General features: G+C 58.2%; 18 protein-coding genes and 1 pseudogene. 7 read left to right on the top strand and 12 right to left on the bottom strand.

Annotated elements, in window-relative coordinates:
• Positions 1-493 precede the first annotated feature (493 nt).
• The 3 genes from FHY04_RS06295 (at position 494) to FHY04_RS06285 (ending at position 4577) form a co-directional block, all read left to right on the top strand.
• The gene (locus FHY04_RS06295) at positions 494-1237 is read left to right on the top strand and encodes a Crp/Fnr family transcriptional regulator (protein ID WP_183935823.1); all 744 of its coding nucleotides are present in this window, start codon (positions 494-496) and stop codon (positions 1235-1237) included.
• Positions 1238-2043: 806 nt separating this feature from the next.
• Positions 2044-2583 (top strand): heme NO-binding domain-containing protein, encoded by a 540-nt coding sequence (locus FHY04_RS06290; protein ID WP_183935822.1) that lies wholly within the window; start codon positions 2044-2046, stop codon positions 2581-2583.
• 65 nt (positions 2584-2648) lie between these two features.
• Positions 2649-4577, top strand: coding sequence for a GGDEF domain-containing protein (locus FHY04_RS06285; protein WP_311723884.1), 1929 nt, complete (start codon positions 2649-2651; stop codon positions 4575-4577).
• A 672-nt stretch (positions 4578-5249) separates the two neighbouring features.
• Here FHY04_RS06285 and FHY04_RS06280 read toward each other — a convergent pair.
• From FHY04_RS06280 to FHY04_RS06255, 6 genes are all read right to left on the bottom strand, one after another.
• Positions 5250-5492, bottom strand: coding sequence for a hypothetical protein (locus FHY04_RS06280; protein ID WP_183935820.1), 243 nt, complete (start codon positions 5490-5492; stop codon positions 5250-5252).
• A 3-nt stretch (positions 5493-5495) separates the two neighbouring features.
• Positions 5496-5990: a hypothetical protein gene (locus FHY04_RS06275; RefSeq protein ID WP_183935819.1), complete on the bottom strand. Its 495-nt coding sequence runs from the start codon at positions 5988-5990 to the stop codon at positions 5496-5498.
• Positions 5991-6966: 976 nt separating this feature from the next.
• On the bottom strand, positions 6967-7377 hold the full coding sequence (locus FHY04_RS06270) for a hypothetical protein (RefSeq protein WP_183935818.1): 411 nt from the start codon (positions 7375-7377) through the stop codon (positions 6967-6969).
• A 41-nt stretch (positions 7378-7418) separates the two neighbouring features.
• The gene (locus FHY04_RS06265) at positions 7419-7625 is read right to left on the bottom strand and encodes a ParD-like family protein (RefSeq protein ID WP_183935817.1); all 207 of its coding nucleotides are present in this window, start codon (positions 7623-7625) and stop codon (positions 7419-7421) included.
• A 752-nt stretch (positions 7626-8377) separates the two neighbouring features.
• The gene (locus FHY04_RS06260; protein ID WP_183935816.1) at positions 8378-8689 is read right to left on the bottom strand and encodes a hypothetical protein; all 312 of its coding nucleotides are present in this window, start codon (positions 8687-8689) and stop codon (positions 8378-8380) included.
• Positions 8690-8808: 119 nt separating this feature from the next.
• Complete coding sequence (locus tag FHY04_RS06255; protein WP_183935815.1) at positions 8809-9273, bottom strand: hypothetical protein; 465 nt, start codon at positions 9271-9273, stop codon at positions 8809-8811.
• 450 nt (positions 9274-9723) lie between these two features.
• Here FHY04_RS06255 and FHY04_RS06250 point away from each other — a divergent pair, with 450 nt between their 5' ends.
• Genes FHY04_RS06250 through FHY04_RS06240 form a run of 3 tightly spaced genes read left to right on the top strand, consistent with a single transcriptional unit; the run spans position 9724 to position 11520 of the window.
• Complete coding sequence (locus tag FHY04_RS06250) at positions 9724-10158, top strand: DUF4383 domain-containing protein (protein WP_244650446.1); 435 nt, start codon at positions 9724-9726, stop codon at positions 10156-10158.
• Positions 10155-11225 carry a hypothetical protein gene (locus FHY04_RS06245; protein ID WP_183935814.1) on the top strand — a complete coding sequence of 357 codons (1071 nt, stop codon included), beginning with the start codon at positions 10155-10157 and terminating at the stop codon, positions 11223-11225. Before FHY04_RS06250 ends, FHY04_RS06245 begins: the two co-directional genes overlap by 4 nt.
• Complete coding sequence (locus FHY04_RS06240) at positions 11209-11520, top strand: hypothetical protein (protein ID WP_260171344.1); 312 nt, start codon at positions 11209-11211, stop codon at positions 11518-11520. The genes FHY04_RS06245 and FHY04_RS06240 overlap by 17 nt, the downstream gene beginning before the upstream one ends.
• On the opposite strand, the gene FHY04_RS06235 is transcribed toward FHY04_RS06240, so the two are convergent.
• Positions 11448-13070: an FAD-binding oxidoreductase gene (locus FHY04_RS06235; protein WP_183935813.1), complete on the bottom strand. Its 1623-nt coding sequence runs from the start codon at positions 13068-13070 to the stop codon at positions 11448-11450. The genes FHY04_RS06240 and FHY04_RS06235 overlap by 73 nt on opposite strands.
• The gene (locus tag FHY04_RS06230) at positions 13067-14026 is read right to left on the bottom strand and encodes an alpha/beta fold hydrolase (RefSeq protein WP_183935812.1); all 960 of its coding nucleotides are present in this window, start codon (positions 14024-14026) and stop codon (positions 13067-13069) included. The genes FHY04_RS06235 and FHY04_RS06230 overlap by 4 nt, the downstream gene beginning before the upstream one ends.
• Before the next feature lie 376 nt (positions 14027-14402).
• Here FHY04_RS06230 and FHY04_RS06225 point away from each other — a divergent pair.
• Positions 14403-15123, top strand: a pseudogene (locus FHY04_RS06225) (recombinase family protein).
• A gap of 7 nt (positions 15124-15130) precedes the next feature.
• Here the strand turns inward: FHY04_RS06225 and FHY04_RS06220 are convergent.
• From FHY04_RS06220 to FHY04_RS06205, 4 genes are all read right to left on the bottom strand, one after another.
• Complete coding sequence (locus FHY04_RS06220) at positions 15131-15580, bottom strand: hypothetical protein (RefSeq protein ID WP_183935811.1); 450 nt, start codon at positions 15578-15580, stop codon at positions 15131-15133.
• A gap of 103 nt (positions 15581-15683) precedes the next feature.
• A complete protein-coding gene (locus FHY04_RS06215) occupies positions 15684-15887 on the bottom strand; it encodes a DUF5818 domain-containing protein (RefSeq protein ID WP_183935866.1) in 204 nt (67 codons plus the stop codon).
• Between the two features lie 14 nt (positions 15888-15901).
• Positions 15902-16102 (bottom strand): 30S ribosomal protein S21, encoded by a 201-nt coding sequence (rpsU, locus tag FHY04_RS06210; protein WP_031393196.1) that lies wholly within the window; start codon positions 16100-16102, stop codon positions 15902-15904.
• Positions 16103-16274: 172 nt separating this feature from the next.
• Positions 16275-16466 (bottom strand): hypothetical protein, encoded by a 192-nt coding sequence (locus FHY04_RS06205; RefSeq protein ID WP_183935810.1) that lies wholly within the window; start codon positions 16464-16466, stop codon positions 16275-16277.
• Positions 16467-16626: the final 160 nt, after the last annotated feature.

Here is a 16626-nt window from a genome sequence, read left to right as displayed (position 1 = left end):
CACGTTGTCGTCCATGGCGGCGTGATCGACCCGGCTATGCCCGGAGATCAAGGCGGCTACGCCGCTGAAGCTACACCACGCGGTGGGACACGATCCGATAGCGTCCCGTCAAGGAGCCCCGTCCATTGAGAATGCTCAAACAAATTACGAATGACCGCCTAATGGACGATAGCAGAATGGCCGATTTGGGAAGCAAGCTGCCGTTGTACCTGTCGATAATAAAGCTATCGTCACGAGATGATTGACAAGCATGAGGACGATGGCCCGCCGCGCTGGAGCGACCCACCCAGCCCAGGTTACAAAGCACTCGGATGGGGCTGCCTAGCCGTCCTGCTCTTGCCGTTTCTTGTCATCATCTACGTCTTTGTGACCTTCTGCGAAAACAACTGCTCGTGACGATTACAACCATGCTTTGGCTTCACATATTTATGCGATCGGTTTTTTCATCGTACGGTACAGATCGTCGGACCTACATCGCCGTCTGGGGGAGGAAATGAGTTCTTACAAGTTTTTGACGGGACGTGGCCGAGAGCGCTTAACTCTCAAAGAGCAGACTTTGCTTAAGGACAGCAGTAGCAGTGTTCAGATGGTTGAGCCCCGGAAGACGCTGATTAGGCGGGGGGAGCCCGTTTGTTCGAGCATGCTGGTGGTCGAAGGTTTTGTCTGCCGCTCCGCAGACGATCACCGAGGGCGGCGGCAGATAATCAGCCTGTATATACCAGGCGATTTTGTTGACCTTGATGGACTCAAACTCAAGCGCCTTGATAACGACGTAGTAGCGATTGGAGCAGCCAAGGTTGCTGCCTACAGTCATGATACGTTAGCAAAATTAAGCAAGCGTTGTCCGCGTTTAGCTGAGTCGTTTTGGCTTAGCAGCTTGCTGGATGCAGCAATTCAGCGTGCGTGGATCTTTCGTCTTGGCCGCCTTGAAGCCGAGGCACGCGCTGCACATCTCTTTTGCGAAATTCATGCGCGACTAGAGATGGTTGGCCTAGCTCAGGATATTTCGTTTGCACTTCCACTGACACAATCGGATTTAGGTGCGGCCTTGAGTCTCACCGTCGTTCACACAAACCGCGTACTGCGTTCTCTGCGTGAACAAGGCCTTCTGACGTTCCGGAACCGGCAAGTGGAAATTCACGATAGAAAAGCCCTGGCCAAGCTAGGCGATTTTGACCCTGCTTATTTATATGCGTCGGACTGGAATACGCCAAGCGGGCGACAGCTGGATGGCTGAATGAGCGGCTGCTTTCGGACAGTTCTATTTCGTGGCCGGACCTCGGAGTTTAGACGAAAGCGGAATGGCCGGAAAGTCGCCGTCCTGACACACAAGCTAGAGGATGCCGACTGCACCATCGGCCCAGATCGCCAACGCAGCTAATATGACTCCACAAACGAGGGCCGTCCGTAAGCCCGACTGGTCAACGAACCGAACAATTAGCTCAATCGCACAGCCGACAACGGCGAAAATGGCGGCAGCCGCAATGAAATCGGCGCCAGTCCAATGCACCTCGTCAGTGAACAACATCGCGATAGCCGGAAGAAGGAGTAAGGCTCCAAGGAGAGCCCACAGCGCCGGACGCCAGCGTCCGAAATTAGCTGCTCGAGAATGGGTCGATACAGTCACAGACACCCTCCATCTACGCTAACTTCACATGCGCCCTGATATCTACAAGTAAGGTATGGGGATAAGTTGCCACATTGAGCGAATATGCAGCTTTTACCAGCAGACATTTTACGGCCGGTGTCTCGACTGCCCCCCTGTCGTGGCACTGATCCAACCAGCGGTGATGGATTGCTCCGAACTTCGCCTGATCAAAAGCACCATCTAACCCATGTCGCGAAAGTGCTAAATCCTGGACTTCGCGAATGCCAGATACTATGCCGTAATGACGTGTTATAAGGTAATATATGTCTTATAATAAAGTTTGCGTAAGAATGGGGAAACCGATCGTTTCCTGTCGGCAGTTTTGCTGAAACCACGTATTAACGAATTATATCCAAGCAGGTCTGCGAAGCGGAGGAGCTTGGCGGGAGCGAGCGGTGAAAGGCGTAATACTTAATCTGCTGGAGCAAGCGGTTACCGACGCTCACGGTGACGATGCCTGGATAGATTTGCTGGAGGCAGCAGGGGTCGATGGCGCCTACACTTCACTTGGCAGCTACCCCGACAGCGAGATCGTTGCGCTGGTAGGCGTGGCCGCACTCCAACTAAATCTCCAAGCAGCCGATGTGCTGCGATGGTTCGGCCGTGCGGCAATGCCAATGCTGGCGGAACGCTATCAACCGTTCTTCGCTGGACATGCCTCGGCACGCACTTTCATTCTGAGCGTAAACGACATCATTCATCCTGAGGTGCGAAAGCTCTATTCAGGTGCTGGTTGCCCACACTTCCATTTTAGCAACGATAGCGATGGCCGCCTTATCATCGGTTATCAGTCACCGCGGCAAATGTGCTATCTGGCACACGGTTTTGTTGAAGGCGCGGCAGATCGTTTTGATGAAAAGATCGAGGTCGAGCACATGGCCTGCATGCTGGAAGGGAGCTCGGTATGCCGCCTCGCGGTTCGCTGGCTTCATTGAAGAGTTTTACGCCACCTGTGTCCGATGATCGCGACCATAGACTCGCGCGCGCAGAACGTCGTGTCGTGCGCGAGCGCGCCGCCCGAATGGAAGCAGAGGCAATCGCCGAGCAAGGCCTGAGGCGGCTTTATGAAAGCCAACAGCGTCTGCTTCTGCTTCAGCGGATTACCGATGGCGCGAACCGGACGACTGAGATCGAGGCGGCGCTGCGTATCGCCGTGATTGAAATTTGCCGAGACATGGACTGGGCATTCGGTAACGCATTGCTTGTCGGAGATCAGAGCAGCACCGTTGCCGGATGCGATGTCTGGTATGCCGCTGACCCCGATGCGCTGTTTCCTTTTGTCGAGGCCTCTCGTCATGCCCGTTTTGAGGCCGGGATTGGGTTGCCGGGGCGGGTACTGGCCGATGTTCGACCGCATTGGATCGACAACGTTACGAGAGACACCAACTTTCCCCGGCTGAACATGGCTGCGCAATGCGGGCTGGCTGCAGCCTGCGCCTTTCCGGTGATGGTGGGTGACGAAGTGGCGGGCGTGCTCGAGTTTTTCGCCAGACGGCTGATCGTGCCTGATGACGATCTGCTCGGTATCATGGGCCAGATCGGCACGCAGCTTGGTCGCGTGATCGAGCGTGATCGGGCCCGACGTGCCTTGATTCACGACGCTCACCACGACGCAATGACACGGCTACCGAACCGAACCCTTTTTATGAAGCGGGCCGAGAGCGCGTTCGTCAGGATGACGGTGGATCAACAGGTCAACATGGCAGTGATCGTCGTCGATCTCGACGGCTTCAAGGCGGTAAACGACACGCTAGGCCATCAGGCTGGCGATGCGCTTCTCATCGATGTCGCGAGCCGCATGCAGGCTTGTATCGCTGCTGCCGAGGAAGAGGCTAGAGGAAGCGGAGCATGCTGGCGGGCAACACTCGCGCGGGTCGGAGGTGATGAATTCAATGTGCTGGTTGACAACTTCGATGACGCTGCTGCCGTCACCCGTCTAGCCGACACGATCCACCGTTGCTTCGCAGCTCCCAGTGTCCTTGCCGGCAAGCAAATCCGCTGCCAGGCATCGATCGGTATCGCCTTTGGCAATCAGTCATACGGTGACGTCGAACAGATGCTCCGTGATGCAGACCTGGCGATGTATCAGGCAAAGTCGCACGGTCGCGGACAGTCCGTGACTTTTACCGAACAACTCGGGACGGAAGTGCGTCGGCGCACCCAGATTGAGCATGAGCTACGCCGGGCAATCGCCGAGCGCCAGTTCGTGCTTCACTACCAGCCGATCGTATCACTAAACGATCCTAATAGTATCTGCGGTTTTGAGGCGCTCATTCGCTGGAACCACCCCATGCGCGGCCTGCTGTTACCGGCCGAATTCATCGACATCGCAGAGCAGAGCGGGCTCATTCTTTTCATTGGCGACTGGGTTCTAATGGAGGCATGTGCGCAAGCCTCTGCCTGGCACTGGCGCACCGGTGGCGAGCGGCTGCCGTTCATCAGTATCAACATATCGCCGCAGCAGTTCCTCCAGCCAGAGTTTGTCGATCGCGTTCACGCGGTGCTGATGGAGAGTGGGATAACACCCGCAACCGTGCGGCTTGAGGTTACCGAGGGCGTTGCGATCATGGATGCGGCACAAACGTCGGTAATTCTTGAAAAGATCAGAGCCTGGGGCGTCAAGACGAGTCTTGATGATTTTGGAACCGGGTTTTCCTCGCTCAGCTATCTCCAGTCGTTACCGTTCGACGCACTGAAGATCGATCGATCGTTTATCGCGGCAATGAATGGCAGCAACAAGAGCCGCGGCATCGTTCAGGCCATCCTGGATCTAGCAAGGACCATGGGCATGACCGTGATCGCCGAAGGGATTGAGACTGCTGCGCAGGAAGAACTGCTGCGGCTTATGGGCTGCGACATGGGGCAGGGGTTCCGCTATGGTCGGGCAGAGACCAATACGCATGCGTTGGCGAAGATCATGGTATGCTGACGATCAGGCATTCTGATCATCTAGTAGGCTGGCTACATGCCACATTCGTCTCCTGTGCCGGTAGGTTTCAAGCGCTCACACAATGATGTCGCGAAAGTTCTGAGTTTCGGACGTCTCGAAAGTCGCTGTTTTTGCGACAGTAAGTGGCCGAAGGCAGCGTCCGTTGCGTTGCAAAAGGAGTCCCTTTTGCGACGTTCGGAAATGCCCAAAGGCGGTTGTTCCTCTTGTTGCCTCCGCCTAATTGCAGAAGTACCCTCATGCTGGCCGAATAGCAGAAAGCACTTCGTGTGCCCCGGCAATTGGCGAAGGAATAACGATGCTTTTAGAACTGGTGCTTGCTTTTACAAGTGTAGGCGTGCCGCTACAAAGCACAGTTCGCGAGCCCATAGAGCCAATGCCAAAGTTGTCTGCCTGCACACCGGTCGGAGCCAAGGCGGTGTATCACTTAGGCAACCTACCGCCTGTCGCAGTGGAACGGCTTAAAGCCTTCTTCAAAGAAGGATTCGCTGACGCTGGGACGGCGTTCAATGCAACAGACGTCATCCGCAACCCGTCTGTCCCACAGCGGCGTTTCCTACGAGCGTATCAGCATGGCGATAAATGGATCGTCTGGTACGAACATGGTGGCCGAGGTTATCACCTACACGCTCTCGGGATGATCAAGTGGCCCGATCAGACGGGGCCAAAGATATCTCCTTTTGGATGGTTTGGCGGCGGCAACAGCGCCGCACTATGCGCAGCATCGAAGGCCTTCTTTGACGGCGTTGAGACAAGCCAGGAGATGTGATGCCCGGCCTGCGCTTGTCTACTTTCCCCAATCGAGATCAAAAGCCGCCAGACGGCTTCCTCCCATCCCGACATTCCTGATGCAAAAATCAAGTTTTGCATCACGGTGATATCCTGGCGGTCGTTCATCAGTTAGCTATTGCTGACATCAATTATGACCGAGGGGGAAGTGAACTGTTCGTAGCGCACAGGCTTGTGACGCCAATCGAATACCGAAACGATCGCGCGCACGCGGTATCGGCCAGCGCCAGGGAATATCGTGCGGGGATTTTCTCTAAGCTTCACCAACATCGGTTTTTTATGATCTACCTTCGTTAAGTAGGTAGTGTCAGTAATAGGCGGAGTGGGCGGTGATCCAGCCGGCGGAAACGCAGGCGAGACAGGTGTCCCGTCAATTGTTGAAACCAGTAAACTTATACCGCGAGTGAAAGACATTGCAGGATCAAGTCCAACCTTGTCGGCGCTTGCAATACGAACGGCTGCATCAAACTCTTCAGCTATACCTTGTCTATTTGATCGTGGTTCCAGCACCACAGCTAGCTTCATTTTCTTGCCGACCGGCCAGTCGGCTTGGGCCGGTGGCCAGAGCGCCGTCGACGCAGCAATAAGCATCAAAACGAAAATCACGTGTCAGCCTCCAAGCACGAAGCGAGCTCTATGAATGCCATATAGATTAGCGGCGGCCTGGTCGTAAGGGCTTCTCTCGCCAATGTTGGCTATCGTCTTGACCTGAAACAACCGCATTTAAACTCGGTGCGGAATGGTTTTGATGGAAAACTCACAAGTTTGCATCAACACCTTGAGCTAGCCGGCATTGCATAGAACTGACCCAAGTCCCCTATGAGACGTATAGTGTTCGGAGCGCACCCCGACGTTGCCATCCGTTTTGCGTTAAGGCGTAATGAGCTTCAAAAGCTCCGCCGCAAAGGCCAGTACAAGTATACTCGAAATGGACGGTAGCTGATTTTAGAGCGACGCTGAACTTAGGTACATTTATTGAATATATATAGGCAGGTCGAGGGTTATATCCCGGTACAGGTACATGTATATTTGCTCGTGTATTAGCATCATCCGTCGCCTCCGAATAGCCGATTGGCAATTCATTTTTTAGTTTAGGACACACGTTCAGCAGATCGCGTCCGTTTGCATCGGAAGCGGCATAGTATGAGTCCGCAGGATAGTTATTATAGATACCGGGTAGATCTCGAAGAGCCGCACGTCCAACTGTGCAAATCGCCTCCGTCGTCGGAGCGCTTGGAGCGAGTGCGGCTGCCAGCAGGCTTATTAAAGGTATAAGCATATCACTTCTCCAGGCGGCACTAGAGGTTTGTTCACCCTGCTTTGCGATGCAAGGGCGATAGCAGCCTAAGTGCGAATTCCTCGCAGCATGATGCAAAAACTACAAGATCTGCATCAGGCTCGAAGCCGCGGAAATCGTGGCATCACTTGATGCAGAAATCCGATGCGTGTCAGCCGTGAATGTCCGGGTTTGGTGGATTGCCGACTGGCTGCTTTCGGGAACGAGGGTGGCGATAGCCGACGTTGCGGCCTGCCGGTTTTTGCAGCGACGGTATTTCGGGAATGGCTGAGCGGCAGCATTTGATCAGAGCTGAACGCCTTTTGCCGTCCAAGCTGCCATCTCGCCATCGGCTATGGTCAGCGATATGCGCCAGGTGTCGGTATGCCGTAGGACATAGACATGCTCCCACTCGGCCACCGGAGCGTCATCAGCACCCATCATGCGATAGGCCATGCGCGCTTGAGCAACGCCCGGGAACAGTTCGTCGGCGGATAGCAGGGCGCCCTCCGGCCGTACGATGCCCTGAGCTCGATAGAAATTGAACAGCGTGGCACAATGGTCACGGAACGCGGATCGCGGCATGGCGAAGTTGCCGGTGGGGGTGGGGAACAGTCCAACCTCGTCCCATAGCTCGCTTAACGTGCCTGCGTCCTCACGTGCGAAGGCATCGACGTAGCGGCCGAAGAAGTCTGCGATGTCGTCGTGAAAAGGCATGTCAGTCCTAGCTGGCGGCTGGGGTCGATGGCAGTGCTTGATCAAGCCGCAAGCGGCTGGACTAGGCGGACGTTCGCCTCCGCGAGCTGCGCCCTCATGATGTCGTTGAAGGCCATGGTGGGATTGGCCTCGGCAAGCATACCGATCTTCATCCAGAACTCAGCCTGAGCGTTGATCGATCGGCACATGACGGCGCTGGCGCGGCGGGCTTCCTCGCGCAGCTCGTCATCGATCTTCACCAAACCCATTATCCAATCCTCATGCTTTGTTATATGTATCGTACATGTATCGTATATTGTAGGGTCAATAGCTGTTGCGGCCTACCGCGGCCCCGCGAAGAAGGTCGCGCTCAATAAATGGCCGGTATCGGGATCCAGGATCGTCAGCCTGAGCGTCCGGGTGTCGGCGTTAGTGGAATGGCCGGTTCGAGAGGCTAGCGGACGCTAACAGCGTTCGAGGTGTCTGGCGGCGCGCTTGCCACTTCCCTGACATGGAGAACTGAGCGCGCATGAAATTTACAGGTATAGCCGGATAAATGTCCGGCATGGATGCCATCTGATCGGGTACCAATCATCACTATCCCGAAAGTAGCGTATTTTTGGGTTGCTCCTGACTTAGTAATCTCCGTGTTGATCAAGGTCCGAGCCTCAGGCGTAGCGTCAAATCCGCACTCCGGCCCCTTGACCTTGAAGCAGTTCCAAGGCTCTCTTAGTGGACACTGCTGGAACGATTCGCCCTCGGTGTATAGGGTCAGGACACCGGTAATCTCGCGCTCGTCGCTACGTTGCGATTGGTCGCCAGCCTGCCTGGCCAGCGGGGCGGCTTTGCATGATGCCAATGCGAGTAGGGCTAAGGCAGTGGAAGCACGCATGAGTCTAGTCTGTAACTGACCTGGAATGTCTGCAAGTGGGCGGAAGCGGAATGGCCGGAATTGGGGAGGAGAGTTCGATAGCTGCCCAAGAATGGCGTTGTTACCCTCTCTACCCCTGCAGATAGAGCCTCACTTTGTTTGGTAGGAACCCGGAAAGAAACTACCGATGTCGAACCATAACTCACGAGGCTTTCCCGCCGCGTCGACGCAGTTCAGGACATCGTAGTAGCCACCCGTGGTAACGAGCGATTGACTCATTGGCCGAAGTTTCATCTTTTTGGCGATCTTGTATTCTTCGGCCACATCCGTGACTTTGATTGCTGTTACCTGCGATAACCCATCTGGAATTGGCACAACCTCTGGAACGCTGATCGGGTTACTACTGATTTGTGCATAGGCTGCGGTCGATGTTGCCAGAACCATAGCCAAAGCGATTCGCATGTTTTTCTCCTTATGAGGCCCTGTGCATTATCCAGGCATAGATACACGGTAAGCTCAGGTTTTAAATAAGACCCACCTCTTGGCCCGCGATGAAGGGTTTTGGCGAAAGCCTCAGCGAATTAAAAAGATGATTTTCTCCAACAGGGGGTGAGCTGGATGAAGGACGCATCAATCCATATTGCAATTGATGATCTATTATTAGAACTTACGGTAACTTCACCTGCAATGTCGGACGTGGGCGCGGATAAAGAATAACCTGTCCCATCAAACATTGATTTGGTTGATTGGCCTGGTATACCGTATGGGGCGAATGTAGGCATTTTTATGCCTTTCATGCTTTTAACAACATCCAGTATGACAGGACAGTTTTCACTGTCAGCCATCCATACTTCGTTGCCCTCAGTTGATTGTTTTATTAATCGCAATCTATAAGGGAAATCATTGCTTGCATCTCGATCACCCGTCGCAATTTCAACTGTTTCAGTGATGTGGTTTAGTGCGCCCGCGCGGCTAAATTGAGCCCAGCGCCGTGGAAGTGGCGGCAATGGGACCGCAGTTTGAAGAAGGGCGATTATCAAAAGCATCAAGGTCCAATCTAGCTTTTGAAAAGAATGACACGCATCGGCGTTCCCCGCAATTGAACATCAACCAACTGCTCTGCCCTAAGCCGTGATGATTTGTGCATCGCGAATGGTGCGTTCCGGGATCCAAGGTCGGTCCGGAACGACCGAATCTGGGCGCCCGGATCGCCAGCCTGAACGTCCGGGTTTGGGCGGGAGCGGACATAGGCTCGTCGCATAAGTGCTGATTTTCGGACGTCGCGTATGTCGCTGCTTTTGCGACAGAGAGGGCCGACGTGCCGTTACCTAGCGTCCCCAGCTTGCTTGGAGAGAAACGTGTTTTGGTAGGGCCGGCTTTCTTGGTCAGCAGCGCGGCCGCTTCCAGGCCATATCGCATTTAGCTGCTCTTCGGCCGTCTGCTCATTGTTTGCCAACTGCCTTCGTGACAAGCTGGGAACGGCCATTTGGGGGGTGATGATGAACCGGGTCCGGTTGTTCGGGGCAGCTTACTGCATCGGTTTCATGCTGGTGGTAGCCGTTGGCTATGTGCCGCAGTTTAACGATGCCAACGGCAACCTGTTCGGGCTGTTCAAGCTCGATCTTTATGACGACAGCCTTCACTTCTTCTCCGGCCTCTGGGCGGGGATCGCCGCTTGGTGGTCATACGGCGCGGCCCGCCGTTATTTTCGGCTATTCGGGCCGCTCTACTTCGCCGACGGAGTGATGGGGCTGTTCCTCGGCAGCGGTTATCTGGATGGCGGCATCTTTCTGTACGGACCGATCCAACAGTCGCTTTATGCGCATGTCTTCGCCAACTTGCCGCACCTGTTGATTGGCGGCGTCGCGATCTGGGTGGGTTATCGTTTGGCGCAAGCTCCGACGGGGGCAGCGCAGCGCGCTGTGGCGTGAAGCGCCGTTGGCGTCTGGCGGCCGTTGCCGGCGGGCTGATCGCCGCCATAGTGCTCGTGCCAATGGCGTATATAGAGGGAAGCTGCCGCACGCCGCTGCCCGGCCTTTCGGATGCGAGCGGCCGACGTCCCCTGCTTCCCGCAGCCGATCGGCGACCGGAGGCGCAAACCTTTCTAACCTATCCCGAATGGCACATCGTCTACGAAGCGGAAGCCTTTGCCCGCCACCTGGCCTCCGGTAAGCCGCCTAGCAGCTTTGCCTATGGCCAGCAGATCGGACAGTTCTGGACCAGCTACTGCACCGTCAACCGCATCACTCAGGCCAGTCCGGAAGCGGGCGCGGCCAAGGTGACGATCTACACGATCGGCATCAGCTACACCGTCGAGCTGGCAGTCAAATCGGCCTATGAGCGCACGGTCGGGCGGCTGTTCGAAGCGACAAGCGGGTGGAGGAGCGCCGACGATCGCCATGCCGCGCACGTCCAGCAACGTTATGGCGCCTTTTTGCACGAGACACCCTGGTATCGTTTCCCGTTCGGCGAGGCGCTGAGTGGCGTGTGGCGGACGCGGGAGCCAGCGCTGAATGCCCGGCATTGGGAACGCCGGTTCGCACTGGCTGCAGAATATGGCGTCAAGGCCGTCTACGCCCAGGCGATCGATGCAGCGACCGGGGCGACCGTCGGGCGTGACCAGCCGACGCTGCGGCTGGTGGCGTACGGCGATCCTGCCACTCTCCGCGCGGTCGATCCGCGGCTAAACGCGATAGCCTCGTTGCCGGGCGGGCTGACGCTGGTCGAGGCGCCGCGTTACCAGCAGTTCAACGATCTGCTCGCAAAGCTGTCAGCAACCCGGGTCGGGTTGGTGGAGATCGCCGGCAACACGACGATCTTTGCCACCCTGCTCCTGCCAGACAGGGTACCGGCGCCAGGAAAGGCGGTGCTGGCGATGCCGCTCGACCAGCCCGGGTGGCGGCGCGTCGGCATTGCCGTACCGGTCGCCAAACTGCTCGCAACGATGCGCCGCGTTCAGGCAATCGGCGGCGTGGTCGAGCATGTCTACGACTATTAAGCGGATCACCCGCACCGCCGCTCAGCTGCTGATGGTGCTTGGCGCATGGATCGCCATCCTGCTCGCCATGCCGTTCGTTGGCCCCGCGGGGCGGCAAGTAGCGGTCATCGGTAACGGCTCGGCCGCAGTGCGCATTATCGCAGCGGCTGGCGGTCGCATCGTCGAAGTGCGCCGCGGCGCCACGCTCGCCCACAGCGACGACCCTCGTTTCGTCCAGCGGCTCTACGCCAACGGCGCCCGCGCCGTAGTTGAGGGTCGCATCGGCGCCGGCTGCTTCGCAACGAACGGCGCGTAGCGGGCATACCAGGTGTTGCTGAACAGGCCCTGGGGATCCCAGTCGCGCTTGGCGGCGAAGAAGGCGCCGATCCCGGGATAGGCGCGCTCGAGTTGCGCCGGCGTATAATGCAACTGATAGGGGAGGAAGAAGCGGCCGCCATGGCTGGCGGTGAGGTCGATCAACTCACCGGTCAGTCGCCGCATCGCCGCCGTTCCCTCAGGCGTGGTCGGCTGGTTGATATAGAGCACCACTGAGAAGGCGGGCGCCGGCGCATAGCTCAGGGCGTTGTCCTCCGTGCCCACCGCGCGGATCGACGCGTTGACGAGGTTGGTGCGCTCCCGCTCGAAGATCGTGCGCATGCCGTCGATGAACGGCACGATCTGGGCGCGCGGGATGAAATATTCGTGGAGGATGTCGGTTTCGCCCGGCAAGTTGTTGAACAGGTAGGCGACCGAGTCGTGCATGGGGTCGTTGCGCGCGACCAGGCACGCCTCGCCCGAGCCTTGGGCCTGTGCGCGGGTGATCGTGCACGTCTCGAAGCGGTGCTCGAGGTTCTTCTCGCTCCACCACTTGATCCGCTTGAACGTGTCGTTGCGCTTGGCGAGGTTTACCGTCAGGCGGCGGATCTTGGTGGACGTGACCTCCGACAGTTCGGCGCGGTTCAGCACCTGATCTTCAGAATGCTTGGTGTATGTGTAGACCAATGCCTCCCGGAGCAGGCTGTCAGGTGAAGTCGAGAGGTGGACATAGCTGAGCCCGACCGTCGGGTCCGTCGCGATCCGCTCGAAGTTCGCCGGGAAGTCGCGATAATCGATGATCTCGCGACCCGATCGGTAGACGTCGTTAGGGACCACATCCAGTGTCGCCGAGAGGATCGTGCCAAACAGCCCGTAACCGCCGACCACATGGCGGAACAGCTCCGGGTTTTCGGTTCGCGACGCGGTGACCACCTGCCCGTCGGCGAGCATCATCCGGACGCTTTGCAACGAATTCATCACCGCGCCCGCCTGATGATCCATGCCATGGGCGTTAACGCTGATCGATCCACCAACGGAGAAGATGTCGGTGGACTGCATCGCCTTGACCGCGAAGCGCGGATGCACGGCGAGCTGGATTACGTGCCAGGTCGCGCCGCTGCCAACCGTCACGGTGCGGGCTTCAGGATCGAGCCGGATCGCGTCCATGCCGCGCATGTCGAGCACCACGCCACCGGCCCGGAACGCCTGGCCACCCATCGAGTGCTTGACGCCCGCCGCGGACACGGTGAGGCCGTGTGCACTCGCGTAGCGTAGCGCGGTTGCGACATCGGCTTCACCGCGCACGCGCACCACGCCGGCCACCGGCGTACGGCTTAGGCAGCTCGCGTCGTTGATGTGACCGCCGCGCTGCGCCCAGTTGGGCTCGCGCACGGCGGCCGGGCGAGGTTTCTCCCCGGCCAATGGTGGTAGGACGGAGGCGCAATCCTTCGGCCCGACCGGATCGGCGGCAAAGGGCAAGACATAGGCGGTTGCGCCACCGGCGGTGAGCGCCAAGACGGATGCTCCAAGCAGCAGGCGTTGACGTTTCATCGGACTGGCTCCGTGATGGCAGCGTCGAGCGCCGACAGGAAGTGAACGGGATCCTCAATATGAGGAACGTGACCGACACCCGGCAGCCGTGTGATCGGCGCACGGAACAGCTTGGCAAGCCGAAGGCCCTGGGCGATCGGAGTGACGGTATCGGCTTCACCCCAGATCAGCCGCACCGGCGGTTGCATTCGGCGCAGTGCATCTGCACGGCGACTCAACGCGCCGTCATCGGCCGCAAGCAGCGAGGGGAGCCAGGCTGCATAGGCGGCAGTGGTGCCGGGGCGGCGCATAGGCGCCCGCAGTGTCTCCTGCCACCGCGCCGCGGCCTCCTTGCGGGCCAGCATGGAGCGCGACATGGCGCCGATTGCATGCGGGTTGGTAAGCGTCGCCGCGATCAGCGGCTGCGCAAGCAGCGATGACCGGAGCAAAGGGACGCCGCCAGCAGACTTGGGATCAAGCTCGCCTAGCGCACCGTCGATTAGCACCAGCCGTGCGACCTGATCCGAATGCGTCAGGGCGAGTTCGGTGGCCGGCCCACCACCGAAGCTGTGCGCGACTACCATTGCTGGGTTGCGTGTCGTTGCTGCCACCACCGCCGCCAGGCGGGTCGCCTGTGAACGTCGATCGTAGCGCGCGGCGGCATCGCGCTCGGAATACCCGAACGGCGGCAGATCCACCGCGACTACATGATAGCCGCGCACTGCCAGGTGGTTTGCTACCTCCTGCCAAAATCCGCTCCAGCCTGCGGTGCCTGGTACGATTAAAACGGTTCGGCCGGTTGCCGGGCCGCGTTCGTCTACCATCACTTGGCCGAGCGGGGTGACTACTGCATGGAGATGCGCAGGAACTCGCCCATCACGTTCGCGCATCCCTGCCGCCACGCGGATCACAGCAAGCGCCGTTACTGCCACCAGCAGCATAACCAAAAACCAGCGGGAGGCGGCGCGAAGAAGCATGCCTCGCGTGTTAGCTCAAAGATCTTACCGAGCCGCTATCGATCTGATTGTCACGTCAGCGAGGTTTGGTGAACATGCTGCTTGGGTAGAAGGCAGCTTTTCGGCTTCGCCGGTGGAAATCTGCCCTTCGTCCGCACCCCCTATCACCGAGAGGCGGGCGTTGACGGACATCCAAGTGTCGCGGATGTGCTAAGTTTCGCGACAGCGCCACTACGACCAGCAAGCCGAGGGTCAGGCTGTCGCGAATGTCGTTCGCGAAATGCACGCGGTCCGAAACACTTGCGCGACACCATGACCACCTTGGGGCGATTAGCGCATTCTCAACCCCAGCCTCATTCAGGCCCCGTCAACTAGGGTATACCCAAGAAAGCCTGAGATGAGCGAACAGGAAAAGCGGAACACGATCCAGGCCGCGCGGGTGTATCTGCGGGTGAGTACTGAGAAGCAGGATCTCGCTCGCCAAGGAAGCGATAGTCGCCGGGGCGCGAGCAGCTGGATACTATGTGGCAGCAGTCTACCGGGAAAAGGCATCGGGCGCTCGACCGGACCGGCCAGAACTGCTGCGCATGGTTGCCGACCTCCAGCCTGGTGAGGTGGTCGTCGTGGAGAAGATCGACCGGATCAGTCGTCTGCCTTTGCCCGAGGCGGAGTTGTTGGTGGCGACGATCAGAGGGAAAGGAGCTCGGCTCGCGGTGCCGGGGATCGTTGATCTGTCCGACCTCGTTGCCGATAGTTCTGGTGTTGCCCGGATCGTGCTCGAGGCGGTGCAGGATATGCTGTTGCGGGTAGCGCTACAGACCGCCCGCGACGATTACGAGACTCGTCGTGAACGCCAGCGCGAAGGGATCGAAATCGCCAAGCGGGAAGGCCGGTATATCGGGCGCAAGCCTGACCTTGCGCACCATCGCCGCATCATCGGGCTTCGTGACGCTGGCATGAGCATTGTAAGAACGGCCGAGCTGGCCGGATGCAGCATTGCACAGGTTAAACGGGTAACGGCCTTGCACCGTGCTAATTCGGGTGGGCTGCCAACCAAAAAGGTATCGTCGGAGGACGAATTCTCGTCAAAGTTCGTGCTTTCGACGACACCCGAGTAAGCCATCGTTAGGCAGCCTGCGGCAGGCCGGTATCAATGTCTCCGCTTGCCGACTTGTCGATCCCAACGGCGTAGAGCTCGGCTTCCGCGAGCAACTGAGTATCTGTCAGGGTACGGTGGTCGATCCACCACTTCGCGTCGGTAACATGGGTGCACACTTTGTGCCCATTACCTTCTGTCGCCGGGGTCGCGATGAACGCGCAAAGGCGGCTGGCTCGCAGGGTTGTCGCCCATGCGACCTGCCGATCACTGCCGGTAAGCAAGGGCAGGTCCAGGTGGGCAATGGCTGCGCCATCACGAACGGCCGCTTCTGCCTGCTCGGTCTGCTTGGTCGCAACAAAACATGTGCGGCACTTGGTCGTCTCCAGCCAGCGAGCTCTCCGCTCCTGCTGGCTGGCGAAGCCGGAGAGATAGTGGATCTGCTCATGTCCACAGGCGTGCGTGATAATCTGTCCCATAACGCAATGATGCCCAGCAACGATTTCCAGGCAACCGGTATGAGTCAGGTTGAATCAGGGATGCGCCAAGTCGTTGGCTTGCGTGTCTGGCCGCTTCAGTCGCTTAGGCAGGCGCGACGCCCTCGGCATTAACGAGGTCTGGGCCTACCAACGTGCCGACCAGGCGGACCCGCTTCTCTACCAGATCGACCGGCGTGCGATGCAGTTCCAGTTCGTAGCGACCGTCGAGATCCCGCCGCAGGTAGAAAGCACCGCCGTCGAGGATCAGCGTACCGGTCTCATCTATCCGCGTGCCGATTCCCGACACGACCCCTTCGCCATTCAATTGTCGCGTTCGGCGCGCTTACGATCCGCCTTCCGGGCACGGCTGACGGCCGCAGCATGTTCCCGTGCACGCTTTTCGGACGGCTTCTCGTAGTGCCGCCGCAGCTTCATTTCCCGGTAAACTCCTTCACGCTGCAGCTTCTTCTTTAGGGCGCGGAGGGCTTGGTCGACATTGTTGTCGCGGACGATGATCTGCATGTTGGTTAGCTCGCGACATATGTGGCTCGGTCGAATCTCAGTCGCTGTATGACCAGAAGCCGACCGTGCCAAGTGATGACATAGCGCTGCATTGGTCGATAAACTGCCCTGTCCGATGGTGAGTTGGCTTAGCGTTGGCGTACGGCGTCAGCGCCGCGCGGTCTCGCTGCCTTCAAAGGCTGATATTCCGCCGTGTCATTTCCAAGAACGCCATATCGGCGGTCGGCGTATAAAGCTCGGCTTTGTCGGCCCGATCCAGCAGATCGTTGTCCGCAAGGCCTGTAATACACGTCTCGATCTCGGCAAGGCGTTTGACCGCGCGATCGCCGCGATCGGTCAGCCGCTTCTTTTTTATCTTGAGCATAAGCAATCCTACCATGAGGGTCTGGGGCGGGGAACTCAGCCGTATGGGGTTTTAGATCTTCAGTTGTCGGTTAAAGGCTAGTCGTATGAGCCTCTCTCAAACCGAGTCATACCGTCACGCTGCTGCCCATGAAAGATCGGAAGCGGAGCGGTCCACGCTA

The sequence above is a fragment of the Sphingomonas sp. BK481 genome, assembly GCF_014194875.1.
Classification (GTDB): Bacteria; Pseudomonadota; Alphaproteobacteria; order Sphingomonadales; family Sphingomonadaceae; genus Sphingomonas; species Sphingomonas aerolata.
Note: the sequence above shows the minus strand (reverse complement) of the source record. Positions and strands in the feature narration are given on the sequence as shown.